The sequence below is a fragment of the Brachybacterium sp. genome (genome assembly GCF_036379615.1).
Classification (GTDB): Bacteria; Actinomycetota; Actinomycetes; order Actinomycetales; family Dermabacteraceae; genus Brachybacterium.
Genome location: NZ_DASVGJ010000074.1, coordinates 40,847 through 57,274 on the forward strand (window position 1 = coordinate 40,847; position 16,428 = coordinate 57,274).

Annotated in this window: 17 protein-coding genes; 10 read left to right on the plus strand and 7 right to left on the minus strand. The window is 71.0% G+C overall.

Features of this window, described 5'->3' with window-relative positions:
- Positions 1 to 87 precede the first annotated feature (87 nt).
- Positions 88 to 336, minus strand: a complete 249-nt coding sequence (locus VF289_RS17785) for a WhiB family transcriptional regulator (RefSeq protein WP_015776066.1) — start codon at positions 334 to 336, stop codon at positions 88 to 90.
- A 387-nt stretch (positions 337 to 723) separates the two neighbouring features.
- Here VF289_RS17785 and VF289_RS17790 point away from each other — a divergent pair, with 387 nt between their 5' ends.
- Positions 724 to 1,149, plus strand: coding sequence for a hypothetical protein (locus VF289_RS17790; RefSeq protein ID WP_330885507.1), 426 nt, complete (start codon positions 724 to 726; stop codon positions 1,147 to 1,149).
- Positions 1,150 to 1,298: 149 nt separating this feature from the next.
- On the opposite strand, the gene VF289_RS17795 is transcribed toward VF289_RS17790, so the two are convergent.
- The 6 genes from VF289_RS17795 to VF289_RS17820 form a co-directional block, all read right to left on the minus strand.
- Positions 1,299 to 3,809, minus strand: a complete 2,511-nt coding sequence (locus VF289_RS17795; protein ID WP_330885509.1) for an FtsX-like permease family protein — start codon at positions 3,807 to 3,809, stop codon at positions 1,299 to 1,301.
- On the minus strand, positions 3,809 to 4,546 hold the full coding sequence (locus tag VF289_RS17800; protein ID WP_330885511.1) for an ABC transporter ATP-binding protein: 738 nt from the start codon (positions 4,544 to 4,546) through the stop codon (positions 3,809 to 3,811). The genes VF289_RS17795 and VF289_RS17800 overlap by 1 nt, the downstream gene beginning before the upstream one ends.
- A 158-nt stretch (positions 4,547 to 4,704) precedes the next feature.
- A complete protein-coding gene (locus VF289_RS17805; protein ID WP_330885513.1) occupies positions 4,705 to 5,394 on the minus strand; it encodes a response regulator transcription factor in 690 nt (229 codons plus the stop codon).
- Positions 5,391 to 6,839: a sensor histidine kinase gene (locus tag VF289_RS17810; RefSeq protein ID WP_330885515.1), complete on the minus strand. Its 1,449-nt coding sequence runs from the start codon at positions 6,837 to 6,839 to the stop codon at positions 5,391 to 5,393. Before VF289_RS17810 ends, VF289_RS17805 begins: the two co-directional genes overlap by 4 nt.
- A gap of 79 nt (positions 6,840 to 6,918) precedes the next feature.
- A complete protein-coding gene (locus tag VF289_RS17815; RefSeq protein ID WP_330885517.1) occupies positions 6,919 to 7,665 on the minus strand; it encodes an SOS response-associated peptidase in 747 nt (248 codons plus the stop codon).
- A gap of 1 nt (position 7,666) precedes the next feature.
- Complete coding sequence (locus VF289_RS17820) at positions 7,667 to 8,866, minus strand: YihY/virulence factor BrkB family protein (RefSeq protein ID WP_330885519.1); 1,200 nt, start codon at positions 8,864 to 8,866, stop codon at positions 7,667 to 7,669.
- Positions 8,867 to 9,063: 197 nt separating this feature from the next.
- On the opposite strand from VF289_RS17820, the gene VF289_RS17825 reads away from it, so the two are divergent.
- From VF289_RS17825 to prfB, 9 genes are all read left to right on the plus strand, one after another.
- A complete protein-coding gene (locus tag VF289_RS17825) occupies positions 9,064 to 10,293 on the plus strand; it encodes a CpaF family protein (RefSeq protein WP_330885521.1) in 1,230 nt (409 codons plus the stop codon).
- The gene (locus tag VF289_RS17830) at positions 10,290 to 11,162 is read left to right on the plus strand and encodes a type II secretion system F family protein (protein WP_330885523.1); all 873 of its coding nucleotides are present in this window, start codon (positions 10,290 to 10,292) and stop codon (positions 11,160 to 11,162) included. The genes VF289_RS17825 and VF289_RS17830 overlap by 4 nt, the downstream gene beginning before the upstream one ends.
- A complete protein-coding gene (locus VF289_RS17835; protein ID WP_330885526.1) occupies positions 11,159 to 12,103 on the plus strand; it encodes a type II secretion system F family protein in 945 nt (314 codons plus the stop codon). The genes VF289_RS17830 and VF289_RS17835 overlap by 4 nt, the downstream gene beginning before the upstream one ends.
- A gap of 152 nt (positions 12,104 to 12,255) precedes the next feature.
- Positions 12,256 to 12,489: a hypothetical protein gene (locus VF289_RS17840; RefSeq protein WP_330885528.1), complete on the plus strand. Its 234-nt coding sequence runs from the start codon at positions 12,256 to 12,258 to the stop codon at positions 12,487 to 12,489.
- A 93-nt stretch (positions 12,490 to 12,582) separates the two neighbouring features.
- On the plus strand, positions 12,583 to 13,002 hold the full coding sequence (locus VF289_RS17845) for a TadE family protein (RefSeq protein ID WP_330885529.1): 420 nt from the start codon (positions 12,583 to 12,585) through the stop codon (positions 13,000 to 13,002).
- Positions 12,996 to 13,469 (plus strand): hypothetical protein, encoded by a 474-nt coding sequence (locus VF289_RS17850; protein ID WP_330885531.1) that lies wholly within the window; start codon positions 12,996 to 12,998, stop codon positions 13,467 to 13,469. The genes VF289_RS17845 and VF289_RS17850 overlap by 7 nt, the downstream gene beginning before the upstream one ends.
- 53 nt (positions 13,470 to 13,522) lie before the next feature.
- Entirely contained in the window at positions 13,523 to 13,930 is a 408-nt protein-coding gene (locus VF289_RS17855; RefSeq protein WP_330885533.1) for a pilus assembly protein TadG-related protein, read from the plus strand.
- A complete protein-coding gene (locus tag VF289_RS17860; protein ID WP_330885535.1) occupies positions 13,927 to 15,075 on the plus strand; it encodes a glycerate kinase in 1,149 nt (382 codons plus the stop codon). The genes VF289_RS17855 and VF289_RS17860 overlap by 4 nt, the downstream gene beginning before the upstream one ends.
- Before the next feature lie 103 nt (positions 15,076 to 15,178).
- Entirely contained in the window at positions 15,179 to 16,294 is a 1,116-nt protein-coding gene (prfB, locus tag VF289_RS17865) for a peptide chain release factor 2 (protein ID WP_330885537.1), read from the plus strand.
- Positions 16,295 to 16,428: the final 134 nt, after the last annotated feature.

The window sequence follows — 16,428 nt, forward strand, 5'->3', positions numbered from 1 at the left end:
GTCGGTGCGCCCCTCAGACGGGGGACCGCCCGACGGCGCCTCGCACGGCGAGACGCCGCGCAGCGTCGGAGGTGGTCGGGGAGGCGGTCAGCCGGCGCGACGGGCGCGGGCGTTGCGGCGCTTGAGGGAGCGGCGCTCATCCTCGGACAGGCCGCCCCAGACGCCGGAGTCCTGACCGGACTCGAGAGCGAACTTGAGGCATGCGGTCATGACGTCGCACTTCTGGCACACCGCCTTCGCCTCCTGGATCTGCGTGATCGCCGGTCCGGTGTTCCCGATCGGGAAGAACAGCTCGGGATCATGGTTGAGGCACTCGGCACGGTGGCGCCAGTCCATCGTCACTCTCTCTTTCCAGGACGCCACGCCCCGCCCAGGGGGCGCGACGCGGCGAGGGTCGCTCCCTCGGGGGGCGTTCTCGGGTCTCAGGCCCGACGTGGTGGACGGGGAGCATTGCGCTCCCGGGATGTCCGCCGACGTGGCGAGCCGAGTTCCATTCTCTGGGGAGGTCGCGGCGGCGACAAGGGGCTTCCTGCCCAAGCCTGGTGGCACTTCCCACACCGTCCCGCGCGAGTCCCCCGGAGCCGTGATGCCGGGCACGAAGGCGTTGCATCAGGGCGTGGAAAGTGCTTCACGTCGGGTCTCGCGACCGCTGAGATCTGCGCTCGCCACCGATCCCCCGGGGCGGCGTCGGCTCGCGCCCGTGGCTGCCACTACAGTGCCATCATGCCCACCGCACCCCGCTCCTCCGCGCGCACCGCCGTCGATGCCGAGGATCCCGGTCCCCGCACCCGTCCTCTGGCCGCCGCGCTGCTCGGTCTCGAGGCGCTGATGCTCGCCGCCGCCGCCACCTACTGCTTCGTCGCGGTCTCCGGTGGTGTCCTCGATGCTCGTTTCGGCACCGGGCTGGCGGTCTTCCTGCTGCTGTTCGCGCTCGGGGTCGGTCTCGCGGCGCGTTCGATCCTGGCCAAGGGACGCTTCGGCCTCGGCTTCGGGATCACCTGGCAGCTGTTCCAGGCTCTGGTCGGTGCGAGCCTGCTGCGGGGGGCTCTGTACTGGCAGGGCGGGCTCGCACTCCTGCTCGCCGTGGTGCTGTTCGTGCTGTTGACCCGTCTGGTGAGCTCCACTCCGCTGCCGGGCGACCGCAGCTGACGTCTTCCGTCGAGGCTGACTCCTCCGGCTCCGACCGATCGCGAACGGGCCCCGCAGCGGATCTCTCCGCTGTGGGGCCCGTTCTCCGTCCTGGACCGCCAGCCATCCGGTGTCGTCGGCCGCCCGCGGCCGGTTCGGCCCGCGCCTGGTCAGTCGGCGCCGGCCAGCGCGGCCGCGGGAGCGGTGCGCGCGGCGGCTCGGCCCGGCAGCACCGAGGCGAGAGCCCCGGCCACGACGGCGAGCACGAGCACCACACCGAGCTGCACCCAGGGGATCGTGATCGAGACCGGGTAGATGGAACCGAGCAGGGCGTTGATCCCGAGCACTCCGTACACGCTGCCGAGCGCGAGGCCCAGCACCGCCCCGACGAGGGCCAGCAGCACGCCTTCCCAGCCGAGCATCGCCCGCATCTGACGGCGGGTCGTGCCCAGTGCCCGCAGCAGCGCGTTCTCGCCGGTCCGTTCGATCACCCCGAGGCTGAGCGTGTTGGCGACCCCGACGAGCGCCACGAGCACCGCGACCGCGAGGAGGGCGACGGTGATGCCCAGCAGGATGTTCAGGATCTGTCCGTAGGACTCCCTTTCGGCGCCGCCGGCGACGATCGAGACCTCGGAGTACCCGGGTCCGGTGGTCAGCTCATCCACCGAGCCCATCAGCTGCAGCACGTCGACGTCCCCGCGGGCGGGGCTGCCGGGGTCCTCGAAGTCGGCGAGTACCACGGGCCGGGTGCCGTCCCCGAGCAGCAGCTCGAGGGTGGCGGGAGAGACCAGGGACATCTGCAGGTTCGCGTCGACCTGGACGCGCAGCTCCTGCACGGTCCCGTCGGAGGCCTCGATCCGGAGCACCTGGCCGTCCTCGAGTGCGAATCGTTCGGCGCGCTCCTGCCCCAGGAGCACCACGCCGTCGGACAGCTCGTCCGCCATCTCCGGCCGATGGGAGGTCTCCCGCAGCGTCTCGGGCGTCACGGAGTACATCGTCATCGGTTCCGTGACGCCCACCTCGACGTCGCCGCGGGCCGAGAGATGGGCGGAGTCCATGCCGTCGATCGCGGCGACCTGGTCGGCCGCGTCCTCGGGCATCTCCTCGGCGCTGACGACGAGGTCGATCGGTCGCCGGGAGTCGAGCTCCGAGGTGAGGGTCGCCTCGGCGGTGCGGGCGCCGACGGCCATCATCGTCATGAGCGTGGTGCCGATCAGCAGGGCCGCGATGGTCGCGGCGCTCCGGCGCGGGTTGCGGGCGACGTTCGCGCCTGCGATCCGGGCCGGCAGCCCGCCGAGCCGGCCGACGATCCGGGCCACCAGTGCCGAGAGTGGGCGGGTCAGCGCCACCAGGACCAGCAGCACGCCGGTGAAGCTGACCACGCCGCCGAACATCGCGGCGAGGATGCCGAGTCCGGCCTGACCGGCCAGGGCCAGAGCTGTGCCGCCGGCGAGGGCGGCGATCCCGAGCGCCACGGCGATCAGGCCGAGCACGCCGCGCACGCCGAGCCCGCGGCGCTGGGCCGGAGGCGCTGGGCGCAGTGCCTGCAGGGGGGCGACGCGGGTGGCCGCACGCATCGGCGCGAGGCTCGCCAGCAGGGTGATCAGCACGCCCGCGAGCACGGGCAGCAGCACGGACAGCGCAGTGACGGGGACGAGCATCACGCCCTCGAGCCAGCCGAGGCCCGCGGCTCCGAGGAGAGCGGCCTGGACCAGGAGATGTCCCCCGAGCATGCCGAGGCCCGCACCGAGCAGGCCGACGGCGAGGGATTCGCGCAGCACCACGGCGCGCACCTGGGAGCGGGTCGCGCCCAGCGTGCGCAGGAGCGCGAGGGAGCGGGTGCGCTGCGCGACGGTGACGGCGAAGGTGTTGGCGATGACGACGGCGCTGGTGAACAGGGCGATCACGACGAATACGGAGAGCAGCATGCCCAGCGCGGCGAAACCCTGCAGGATGTCCGAGGCGGCCTCCTGCTCGGCCTCCTCGACGCTGCGCACGGTGACACCGTCACCGCTGGCAGAGTCCGCGACGGCGGCGGGGTCCGAGCCCTCCGGGACGGTCGCGAGCCAGGTCTCGGTGACGGTCCCGGCGGTGGGGCCGAGGAGCGTGGCGGCGTTCTCCTCGCTCACCAGCATCCGCGGGGTGCCGCCGAAGACGGCGCCCTGCGGGGTGCCCGCGAGGCCGACCACGGTGAGGGGCTGTTCCTTCCCGGACCCGGAGCTCTCGGCGGGCAGGGTGACCTGGTCGCCGAGGCCGACGCCGAGCGTGTCGGCGGCGTCCTGGCCGAGCACGATCTCGGAGTCGTCGACGGCGGGGACGCCCTCGGCGAGGGCTGCGGCCCCGGCCTCGCCCGGAGGCATCATGGCCAGGGAGAGGAAGGCACTGCCTTCTGCCGTGGTGAGCTCGACATATCCGGAGACCTGCGGCCAGACCGCCTCGGCGCCCTGGACCTGCGGCGCGGACAGGGGCTCTTCGGCGGCCCAGTCCGACTCCGTGAGAGGGCGCTGGATCTCCAGGTCGGCGCCCTCGTACTGCTGGGCGGCCTGGGAGCTCAGGGACGCCTGCATGAGGTTCCCGGCCAGCACCATCACGGCGACGAAGGCGCAGGACAGGGCGATGGTGATGACAGCGGCGAGATGGCGCCGCAGCGGGGTGAGCTTGACGGGGGAGCGGCGGGCCATCAGCGCTGACCTCGCAGGTCCTCGTCGCTGGCGATCTGGCCGTCAGCGAGGGAGATGATGCGGTCGGCGCGCTCGGCGGCGTCCCGCTCATGGGTGACCATGACGACGGTCTGCCCGAACTCGTCCACCGAGAGCCGCAGGAACTCCAGCACCTCCTCGGTGGTGCGCGAGTCGAGGTTCCCGGTGGGCTCGTCGGCGAAGACGACCGCCGGTGAGGTGACCAGGGCACGGGCGATCGCCACGCGCTGGATCTGACCGCCGGAGAGCTGGGAGGGGAGATGGGTGAGCCGGTCGCCGATCCCGAAGGCGGAGGTGATGGTGTCCAGCCATGCGTGGTCCACCCGGGCGCCGGCCAGTTCGAGCGGGAGCAGGATGTTCTGCTCCGCGGTGAGCATCGGCAGCAGGTTGAAGGACTGGAAGACGAAGCCGATGCGCTCTCGGCGCAGCCGGGTGAGCGCATCATCGCCCAGCCCCGTGATCTCGGTGCCCTCCAGCAGAATCGATCCCTCATCGACCGTGTCCAGCCCGGCCAGCACGTGCAGGAGCGTGGACTTCCCGGACCCGGAGGGGCCCATGATCGCGGTGAAGGCACCGCGAGCGATGTCGAGATCCACGGCATCCAGGGCGGTGACGGTCCCGGCACCGCTGCCGTAGCGGCGGGTCACCGTGCGAGCGACGAGAGCGGGCGCGGGGCTGCCCGTGGTGGTCGGGGGAGCGGCCTGGGGAGCTGAAGTCATCGGGAGTCCTTCACGAGGAGGTGAGCTGGTCAGGGACCATGCTTCCGTGCACCCCGCCCATGTGTCGTCACCCCGTGGTCGGGCGTGGGATGTCGAGTGTCCGGCCCGAGGTCTGCCGGTGTCATACCGTGGACGGACGCGCTGCTCCGGACCGCGGGTCAGTGCGAGCCGGGGGCCACCAGCCCGGTCTCGAAGGAGATGATCACGGCCTGGACGCGGTCGCGTGCACCGAGCTTCGCGAGCACGCGGCCCACGTGGGTCTTGACCGTCGCCTCCGCGACGAACAGTTCGGCTCCGATCTCCTGATTGGAGAAGCCGCGGCCCATCAGGGAGAGCACCTCGCGCTCACGGTCGGTGAGCGCGGCGAGGACGGAGTCGTCCCGCTGCTCGGGCTCCGGGGTCTGCACCACGCGCTCCAGGAGCCGGCGCGTGGCCGAGGGAGCGATCACCGCGTCCCCGCTGTGCACCGTGCGGATCGCTCCCAGCAGGTCCTCGGGCTGGGCGTCCTTGAGCAGGAAGCCGCTGGCCCCGGCGCGGATCGCAGCGACCACGTACTCGTCGAGGTCGAAGGTGGTCAGCACGATGATCTTCGGTGCCCTGTCCTCGGGGACCTGCGCGAGGATCTCTGCAGTGGCCTCGATCCCGTCCTTGCGCGGCATGCGCACGTCCATGAGCACCACGTCGACGGTCCGTCCCCGCAGCTCGCTCACGGCGGCGACGCCGTCGGAGGCCTGGACGACGACCTCCATGTCGTCCTGCGAGTCGATGACCATGGCGAAACCCGCCCGGACCAGCGGCTGATCGTCGACCAGCGCGATGCGGAGCGGGCGGTCCAGGGATGCGTTCATCGAGCTTCTCCTCGGTGGTGACGGGCGGGACGCGAGGCGCCGGAGGGCGCTCGGGACGACGGGGCGGGGGGCGAGGGCCTGCGGGACGAGGGGGCCTGGAGCGAGGGGGCCTGGGGCGAGGGCGCGCGGACCGACGGCGCGAAGGCCGGTGCCGCCGGTGCCGACGACGCATCGGCCGATCGCACCGGACGGGCCGTTTCGCGCGACGAGGGCTCTCCCTCGGTCAGCGGCACCGTGGCCCGCACCCGATACCCCCGGGAGGGCAGCGGACCGGCCTGGAGCGTCCCGCCGAAGACCGACATCCTCTCGCGCATACCGGTCAGGCCATGCCCCTGTCCGTCGGAGGCGGGGTCGGTGCCCTGCCCGTCATCCAGCACCTCGATGGTCAGCTGCTGCGGCGTGCGGAACATCCGCACGGAGGCGGTGGCGCCGGGACCGGCATGCTTGAGCACGTTGGTCAGGGATTCCTGCACCAGGCGGAACAGCGAGACCCCGAGCGCCTGGGGGAGATCGTCCAGGTCCCCGTCGCGTTCGAGCTCGACGGACAGCCCCGCGCTCCGCACCCGCTCCAGCAGTTCCGGCAGCACCTCAGGGCCCGGCTGGGGCCCGAAGCTGGTCTCGTCCTCCTGGCGCAGCACGCCCAGCAGGGAGCGCATGTCGGCCAGCGCCGCTCGGCCGGTCTCGCCGATGGTGCCCAGCACCTCGGCGGCCTTCTCCGGCTTCTGTGCGGCGACGAACCGCCCGCCGTCGGCCTGCGCGATGATCACCGAGAGGGAGTGGGCGACCACGTCGTGCATCTCGCGGGCGATACGAGCGCGCTCATCGGCGACGGCGAGCGCGGTGCGCTGCTCGCGCTCGCGCACCGCCTGCTCGGCCCGGTCCCGGGTCAGGGCGAGCTGGCGCACGCGCGCCCGCTGCAGGTTCGCCAGCGCCCAGACCGCGACGATGGTGATGGTGCCGACCACCATCAGCATCACGAAACTGGTGGCGGCAGGGACCAGGCCGCCGTACTCCGAGACGAAGGAGTTGATGCCCCAGAAAAGGGCCTGTGCGATGACGCCGAGCATGCCCGCGGCGACCCCGATGCCGTGCACGAGCGGCCTGCCGTAGGCGACGGCGCAGAACATCGCGTAGAAGGTCATCGCGTCGCCGAGGATCACCGGGACCATCATCAGCATGTGCAGCACGGCGAGCGCGCCGATGACTGCCACTCCGACCAGCGGTCGTACCCGGCACAGGGCCCCGGTGGCGATCATCACGGCCGAGTACAGCGTCCACCAGCCGCTGGCACCGGCTCCCAGGGAGAAGATGAGCACCAGGAAGGCGGCACCGCCGAACACGATCACGTCGACCGTCCCGGGATTCTCGATGATCCAGCGGAACGGGTCGCGGAACCGGGCGCGCCGCGAGGGCGAGCTCGGAGGGGGTGCGGAGCCGTCGGTCATGGCCACGAGGGTACGGCGGTGACGGCTCCGGGCGCGTCAGTCCGCGGTCGGATCCGGCGCGGCACCGGGGCGGTGCACGTCACAACAGGGTCTGTGGGGGCTCCAGCAGCTCCGGCCCGTCGTTGCCGACCTTCCCGACCGCCGGATCCACCTCGCGGACCTCGAGCGTCGCGTCGTCGAGCAGGTGCGAGTCCTCGAGGATCCACTCCTGGGCGGCGTGGCGATCGTCCATGGTCGTGTCCAGCCAGGCATCGACCCGGTCGCGGCGCAGCATCACCGGGGTGCGGTCGTGGATCTCGGCGAGACCCCCGCTCGCCTCCCGGGTGATGATCGTGGCGGAGAGCAGGACGCTGCCGTCCTCGCTCGCCGCCGGGCCCTCGTGGCCGCCGGGACCCTTCCACCAGGAGACAAGAGCCGCCATGTACAGCGGGGTCCCGTCGGCCGGAGCGATGAAGAAGGGCTGCTTGCGCGTGCCCTTCTGGTCGCGCACCCACTCGTAGTAGCCGTCCATCGGGACGATCGCCCGGTACCTGCCCAGGCTGCCGCGGAAGCTGGGCTTCTCGCCGAGGGTCTCCCGGCGTGCGTTGAAGGTGCGGGAGGAGAAGGAGGCGTCCTTCGCGAAGGGGGGCAGCAGGCCCCAGCGGGCCACGCGCAGCGCCCGCAGCACCTCTCCGGTGTCCTTGTCGATCGACTCGGTGACCACGTGGATCGGGGCGGTGGGCGGGATGTTCCACCGGCTGCGCAGGTGGGGGTCGGTGAGGTCGACGGCACCGAGATCGTCCACCAGGGGCTCGATCTCCTGGAAGAAGGCGAAGCGCCCGCACATCTCAGTCGTCCTTCGCGGAGGTGATGCGCCGGTCGGCGTCGGCGTCGGTGCCGGCGCCGGTTCCGGTGTCGGTATCGGGCTCCACAGTGGGGACCCCGTGGCGCGGGGTGAGGCGTGCGGATTCGCCGGTGTAGGCGTCGGAGTCGTGGTGGAGGTTGCGCAGGCGGATGTCCCGGCCCTCGTCGACGATCTTCTCGCGCTTCTCCTCGGCCTTCTCCGCGGCGGTGGTATCACGCATCGGCAGGGCCAGGGAGTCCTCGGCGGGCTTGCCGGCGACCAGCTCACGGACACGTTCGTACTCGGCATCGACCTCGGCGCCCATGATGATCACGATGTTCATGACCCACAGCGCGAACAGCACGGCCATGATGCCGCCGATGGCGCCGTAGCTGGAGTAGCCGGCGACCGTGCCCATATAGATGGACAGCGCCACCGCGGCCACGGCGATGCCGAGGATCGCGAACACTCCGCCGGGGGAGATGAAGCGGAAGGGCTTCTGGATGTTGGGCGCGCCCCAGTACAGCAGCGAGATCAGCGCGAAGGCGATCACCAGGATCACCGGCCACTTCACCCAGGCCCAGATCGGCAGGAACGAGCCCACGAGGAAGGACAGCACTCCCTCCGCGCCGATCTGCGAGGCGATCGGACCCAGCAGCCCCTGGACGAGCGACTCGTTGAGCAGCAGCGAGACCATCACCAGCAGGATGCCCAGGATCATCGCGACCGTGAGCAGCAGCATGGTGCCGTTCATGCGGATCGGGCCGCGGCCCTCGGGCACCTCGTAGATGTGGTTCGCGACCCTCCCGTAGGCCTTGATGTATGCGGAGGCGGACCACAGAGCGGTCGCGATACCGATGATCAGCGCGACCGTGCCGCCGGTCGAGGAGCCCATCAGGGAGTTCACGGTGGAGGTCACCGCATCCTCGGCACCGAGCCCGCTGCCGCCGGCCGCCTGGTTGATGAGGTCGACCAGCAGAGCGGCGATCTGGTCCTTGATCCCCGCCAGCAGCAGCGTGGCCAGCGAGAACAGAGCCAGCAGAGTGGGGGCGATCGAGAGCACCATGAAGTAGGTGAGCTTTGCGGCCTGGTCCGTGCCGCCATCGCGCAGGAACTCGTTCAGCACCCGCTTGGCCATGTACTTCAGTGCGGGGCCGTTCAGCGAAGGGGCATCGTCATCGGTGCCGGCGGAGGAAGCGGCCATGAGGGGGCTCCTGGGGTCGGGGGACTCACGGACAGCCGTCATCCTGCCATGAGAGCGGCCGGGGAGAGTTGTCCACAATTCCTGGGAGTGACGGCGGATCGAGGGCGATTCGCCCTAGAGTGGCCGAGGTGTCGCGATGTGCGTCACATATCGCGGGTGCCGAAGGACCGCCCGGTCGGGACCATTGGGGGGAATGGATGGACGCCGCCACCATCATCGAGAGCGAGTCGCGGGAGCTGATCCGCCGTCGCGGCCTCGACGTGCGCGCCGATCAGCTGGAGCCGTTGATCCGCGAGGTGATGAGCGATTACGACCGGCGCTCCTCCTCCGGTGAGGTGCCGGTGCTGCGCGAGGACGACGAGACCATGGTCGCCGAGGTCGCCGCCCGCATCGGCGGCTTCGGACCGCTGCAGGAGATGCTGGACGACCCCACGATCGAGGAGATCTGGCTGAACTCGCCCTCGCAGGTCTTCTGTGCGCGCAACGGGCGCAGCGAGCTGACCACGATCGTGCTCAGCGACACGGAGGTGCGCGGGATCGTCGAGAGGATGCTCGTCAGCAGCGGGCGGCGCCTGGACATGAGCACTCCGTTCGTGGATGCGCTGCTCCCGGACGGCTCGCGCCTGCACGTTGTGATCCCCAGCGTCACCCGGAAGCATTGGGCGATCAACATCCGCAAGTTCGTCGCCAAGGCGTACGACCTTCGTGGCCTGGTCGCCCTCGGCTCGCTCCCGGCCCACGCCGCGGATTTCCTGGACGCCGCGATCTCCAGTGGGCTGAACGTCGTCGCCTCGGGGGCGACGGGTGCCGGGAAGACCACCTTCCTGCGCTGCCTCGCCCGCTCGGTGGGAGCGCGCGAGCGGGTGGTGACCATCGAGGAGGTCTTCGAGCTCAACCTCGCCCTGCGTGACGTGGTGGCGATGCAGACCCGCCAGGCGAACCTCGAGGGCACCGGCGAGATCTCGATGCGGCGCCTGGTCAAGGAGGCCCTGCGCATGCGGCCCAGTCGGATCATCGTGGGGGAGGTGCGTGAAGCGGAGAGCCTGGACATGCTGATCGCGCTGAACAGCGGATTGCCGGGACTGGCGTCCATCCATGCGAACTCGGCCCGTGACGCGGTGACGAAGCTGTGCACGCTGCCGCTGCTGGCCGGGGAGAACGTCTCCAGTCGATTCGTGGTCCCGACGGTCGCCAGCGCGATAGATCTGGTGGTGCATCTGGACATGTTCGCCGACGGTCGCCGCCGGGTGCGCGAGATCATCGGCCTCAGCGGCCGGGTCGAGGACGAGATCATCGAGGTCTCGGACATCTTCTCGCTGCGCGGGGACCGACTGGTGCGAGGGGAGGGCCAACCGCCCCACCCGGACCGCTTCGCCCGGGCGGGGCACGACCTCGCGGAGCTGCTCGGCGGGATGGCCGCCGCATGAGCGACGGAGCGTTCCTGGGACTGATCGCCGGCCTCGGGCTGCTCTCGATCTGGTGGTCGTCATGGGAGCAGGACGAGGCGCCGACCGGGCGAGGAGTGATCGGGAGGGCGCTGGACAGGCTCCGGGACGATCTGATCACGGTGGGCCTGCCGTCGGTTCCCCCGGCCGCCGTCCCGGCCCTGAGCGCAGGCCTGGGCCTGGTGGTGGCCGCCGCGCTCTGGGCGCTCTCCAGCGCGGTGGTCCCGTCGCTGGCGATAGGTCTCGTCGCCTCGATGCTCCCGCCGCTGGTGCTGCGCTCGGCGGCACGTCGCCGCACCACCGCGATGCGAGAGGTGTGGCCCGAGGCCGTGGACCACATCAACTCGGCGATCCGAGCCGGGCTGTCGCTGCCGGAGGCGCTGGTGCAGCTCAGCAGGAAGGGACCGGAGGAGCTCCGCCCCGCCTTCACGGAGTACGCGCTGGACTATCAGGCCAGCGGCGACTTCGGCTCATGCCTGGACCGCTTGAAGATCCGTCTGGCCGATCCTGTCGGTGATCGGATCGTCGAAGCGCTCCGCATCACCCGGGACGTCGGCGGCACGGATCTGGGCGGACTGCTGCGCACGTTGTCGGCGTTCCTTCGGGAGGACGCTCGCACACGTGCCGAGCTCGAGGCGCGCCAGTCCTGGACCGTCAACGCAGCGCGCCTCGCCCTCGCGGCACCGTGGATCGTGCTGGGGCTGATGGCGACGCGCCCCCAGGCGGCTCAGGCCTACGACTCCTCGACGGGTCTGCTGCTGATCGTGGTCGGCGCCGTGGCCTCGCTCCTGGCCTACCGGGTGATGCTCCTGATCGCCCGTCTGCCGCAGGACGAGAGGGTGCTGCGATGACCGGCTCCGGACCTCTCGTGGCAGGCACGGTGCTGGGGCTCCTGTTCGGCATCGGTCTGTTCCTGATCCTCGGACAGCTCTCCTGGATGCGTGCTCGCGACCTGGGTGCCCGAGTCGATCCGTATCTGCGCCGTTCTCGCTCCATGTCGCTGTTCGCGAGCCCGCGCAGTGCGAGCCGCGTCCGGGTGGTGTTCGAGAACCTGATGGGTCCTGTCGCTGTGCGTGCTCTCGGTGTGCTCGAGAGGCTTACCGGCGGAGCGGAGCAGCTCGAGCGGCGACTGCGCCTCGCCGGCCGCCGCTCCTCGACGGACTCCTTCCGCGTCGAGCAGGTGGCCTTCGGTGCCGCAGGACTGGTGCTGGGCATCGTCCTGGCCGTGGCCGCGATCGCTCTGCGCGGCACCAGCCCGCTGGCGGGGCTGCTGATCGTCGGCTTCGGCGCCCTGATCGGAGTGCTGCTCCGCGACTATCTGCTGGGGGTCGAGATCAAGCGGCGGGCGGCGCGGATGGCGAGGGAGTTCCCCACCATCGCTGATCTGCTCGCCCTTGCGGTCGCGGCCGGGGAGAGCCCGATCGCCGCGATGGAACGAGTGGCGCGCTCGTCCTCGGGGGCGCTTCCCGACGAGTTCGCCGCCACCGTCGCCGACATCCGTGCCGGGACCAGTGTGTCCCAGGCATTGGCCTCCCTGGGGGCGAGGACCCCGCTCGCGTCGCTCGGGCGCTTCGGCGAGGGAGTCTCCGTCGCCATCGAGCGCGGCACCCCGCTCGCCGACGTGCTCCGAGCGCAGGCGCAGGACGCCCGTGAGGAATCGAAGCGGGAGCTCATGGAGACCGCCGGGCAGCGAGAGATCCTCATGCTCGTCCCGGTGGTGTTCTTCGTGCTGCCGCTCGTCATCGTCTTCGCGATCTTCCCCGGGCTCGCCGTTCTGGAGATCTCCCTATGACCTTCCGGACTGTGAGGCTCCGATGTCCCCGACCCCGACCCCGACCCCGACTAGGCGCCGGTCGTCGGCACCGACACGGACGACGGCTGTATTCCTGACCTGACCCGTACCACCCCGGAGTCCGCTCCGAAACCCACACCGAGGAGGCCGACATGACTGTCCACCGTTCCCGACTCCACCGCAGCGCCCGCCATCGCGCGGCCCGACCGTCCCCCGCTCAGCGACTGCTGACGCGACTGAACGCTGACCAGGGCGACGTTCCGGGATGGGTGCTGATCACGCTGATGACCGCAGGCATCGTCGTCGCGCTCTGGGCCGTCGCCTCCGAGCAGATCGTGCAGATCTTCCAGAACGCGATGGCGCCCTTCCTCGGCGGAAGCCTCTGAGCCGCAGACTCCCCGGGACCGAACACCATGAGGGCCAGCCGCCGAGCACCTCACGGCCGCACTGCGCGGTCGGGGGAGTCGGAGCCTGCCACGATGCCGTCGCATCGCGGGAGTCTGCTGCGACGGCAGCTGCTGCGACGGCGGCTGCGGGACGACGACGGCTCTGCCGTGGCGGAGTTCCCGATGGTGGCGGTGCTCATCATCATGATCGGCCTCATGATCGTCCAGGCCGCCCTGATCGTGCACACCCGCAACACCCTGGTCGATGCGGCGGTCCAGGGCGCCCACCATGCAGCGCTGATCGGATCGTCCCCACAGGACGGTGCCGAGCGCGCTGAACGACTCATCGGGGACCGCTTCGGCGCAGGACTGGACGCGGAGGCGACTGCCGTCCAGGAGCCTGATGGAACCATCCGGGTCACCGTGAGCTCCACCCTGCCGCTGGTAGGACTCCTGGGCCCCACCGGATCGATGACCGTCGAGGGCAGAGCCATCGCCGAGGAGTCATGGTGACGCCGCCCCGCCCCAGCCAGCCACGTGCCGTGCCGTTCCGGGAACGGCTCGCCGGCGAGGACGGCAACGCCGTCCTCGAGTTCGTGGTGCTCTCCGCTGCGCTGCTGATCCCCGCGCTCTATCTGGTGCTCACCCTGGGCAACGTCCAGGCCGCGGTGTTCGCCGCGGACACGATCTCCCGCGACGCGGCCAGGATCCACGCGACCGAGACCGATCCGGGCCTCGCCACCGTCCGTACCTCCGAACACTCCCGGATGGTGCTGGAGGATCATGGACTGCCTGATGGACAGGTGGTCGAGATCCACTGCAGCGAGGACCCGTGCTCGACGCCGGGCGGCACCGTCACCGCCCAGGTCCGCATCCCGGTGCAGGTCCCCGGGCTCCGACCGATCCTGGGCGAGGTGGGCCCGGTCGCGGTCGGCTCGTCCCATGCGGTGCAGGTCGACCAGTACCGGGCGGGCGCATGATGCGCCGGCTCATCGACAGGGTGCGCGAGCGGTGCGCGGACGCCCAGGGATCGATGACCATCCTGACCACCGGCGTCCTCGTCGTGATCCTCATGGTGATCGGCGTGGGCACCGCGATCACCGGCGTGCAGCTGGAGCGCAACGGACTCCAGCACGCCGCGGACAGTGCCGCGCTCGCGGCATCCCAGGCCGTGGACCCGGCGCGCATCTATGTCGACGCAGACGGCGCCGCGATCCATGCCGGCTCCGCCCGCCGGGCCGCCGAGGAGCACCTGCGCAGCTACCCTCTGGAGAGCTCTCGGCTGGAGGACCTGCGCATCGTCGAGGTCACGGTGGAGCCGGAGGGGACCGTCCATGTGGTCCTCACCGCGCGCACCCACCCGCCCCTGGCAGGATGGTTCACGCGAGGGACGGACACCGCCATCCCGCTGACCGTCGACGGAGAGGCCCGCGCCCGATGACCACCACCCCCGCCGTGCTGCTCGCGCCCGACAAGTTCAAGGGCACCCTCAGCGCGGCTCAGGTCGTGCACGCACTGAGCGTGGGGATCGCTCAGACCGCCCCGCAGCTGCGCCTGCTGTCCTGCCCGATCGCCGACGGAGGGGACGGCACCGTCGACGCCGCGCTCGCCGCCGGGTACGCCGAGCATCGGGCCGCCGTCACCGGCCCCACCGGCGCCGCCCGCACCGCCCGCTGGGCGCAGCAGGGCGAGATCGCCGTCCTCGAGCTCGCCGAGACGGTAGGCCTCCACGCCCTTCCCGGCGGAGACCTCGCCCCGCACCACGCCTCCACCCGAGGCCTCGGCGAGCTGCTCCGCGCCGCGCTCGATGCCGGAGCCCGTACCGTCATCGTCGGCCTCGGCGGCAGCGCCTCCACGGACGCCGGTGCCGGCATGCTCCAAGGTCTCGGTGCGCATCTGCGCACCGCCGACGGCACCGACATCCGCCCCGGTCTCGAGGGCCTGACCTCACTGGCGAGCGCGGACCTCACCCCTGCGCTGAACGCTCTGGAGGGCATCACCCTGGTCGCGGCGAACGACGTCACCAATCCGCTGCTCGGCCCGGAGGGTGCCGCCGCCGTCTACGGACCGCAGAAGGGACTGCGCGCCGAGGAGATCGACCCGGCGGACGCATCGCTCGCCACCGCCGCGGGGATCCTCGACCCGGCGGGCACCCGCAGTGAGCTGCCCGGTGCCGGTGCCGCCGGCGGCACCGGTTTCGCTCTGGCGCTGCTGGGCGCGGTCCAGCGCTCCGGCGCGGACGCCGTCTTCGAACTGCTCGACGTCGAGGCGCTCCTGGACCAGGCGGACGTGGTCGTCACCGGCGAGGGGAAGCTCGACGCCCAGACCCTGCACGGCAAGGGTCCCGCCGAGGTCGCCCGTCGGGCACGTGAGCGGGGCCTGCCCGTCGCCGCCGTCGCCGGCGCGCTGACCCTCACCGAAGAGCAGCTCGCGGCGGCCGGCATCGACCGGGCGTGGGATCTCACCTCCCGCGCCGGCTCGACCCGTCGGGCGCTCGAGGAGGGGGAGCAGCTGCTGGTCGAGGTGGGCCGCGACCTCGGCTCCTGGCTCGCCGCCGTCACGGACGCGGTCACCGCGCCGTCCTGAACGGTTCCGGCACGATCCAGGCACGGCGCGGAGCCCGTGTGAGGCCGCCGGGGGAGAGCCGCCTGAGCGTGCGCCGGAGAGTCCTGCCGTAGACTCTCGCATCGTGGCTTCCATCGACTTCTCCGTAGAGATCCCCCGGCTCCGTTCCACCCTGTCCTCCATCGAGCAGGTGACGGACGTCGAGGCGCTCGACGCCAAGATCGCCGATCTGGAGCAGCAGGCCTCGGCGCAGGATCTCTGGGACGACGTCGACAACGCCCAGAAGGTCTCCTCCGCCCTCTCGCACGCGCAGTCCGAGCGGCGCCGCATCGCGGAGCTCTCCTCCCGCATCGAGGACCTCGAGGTGATGGTGGAGCTGGCCGCCGAGGAAGATGACGCCGACACCCTCACCGAGGCCGAGAACGAGCTGGTCAGCATTCACAAGACCCTCGATGAGCTCGAGGTGCGCACGCTGCTGGCCGGGGAGTACGACGAGCGTGATGCGGTGGTGACGATCCGCGCCGGCGCCGGCGGTGTCGACGCCGCGGACTTCGCCGAGATGCTCATGCGCATGTATCTGCGCTGGGCCGAGCGCCACGGCCACGCCGCCAAGGTCATGGACACCTCCTACGCGGAGGAGGCGGGCCTGAAGTCCGTGACCTTCCAGATCTCCGCGCCCTACGCCTACGGCACCCTCTCCGTCGAGGGCGGAACGCACCGCCTGGTGCGCATCAGCCCCTTCGACAACCAGGGTCGCCGCCAGACCTCCTTCGCCGCTGTCGAGGTGATCCCGCTGATCGAGACCACCGACGCGATCGAGATCCCCGAGAACGACCTCAAGGTCGACGTGTTCCGCTCCTCCGGCCCCGGCGGCCAGTCCGTGAACACCACCGACTCCGCCGTACGCATGACCCACCTGCCCACCGGCACCGTGGTCTCCATGCAGGACGAGAAGTCCCAGATCCAGAACCGCGCGGCGGCTCTGCGGGTGATGCAGTCCCGACTGCTGCTGCTGAAGAAGGCCGAGGAGGCCGCCGAGCGCAAGGAGCTCGCCGGCGACGTCAAGGCCAGCTGGGGCGATCAGATGCGCTCCTATGTGCTGAACCCGTACCAGATGGTCAAGGACCTGCGCACCGAGCACCAGGAGGGCAACCCCTCCTCGGTGTTCGACGGCGAGATCGACGAATTCATCGACGCGGGCATCCGCTGGCGTGCCGAACAGGGCAAGTCCGACAGCTGAGTCACCACGATCACGTGACCAGCGGCACCCACACTTGACCAGGTTTTGACCTCGACGCTGTCCACAGCTGAGTCGAATCCGGGCGCCGCGCGCCTACCCTGGGCGAGGACGACTTCCCCGATGTGACAGGCACC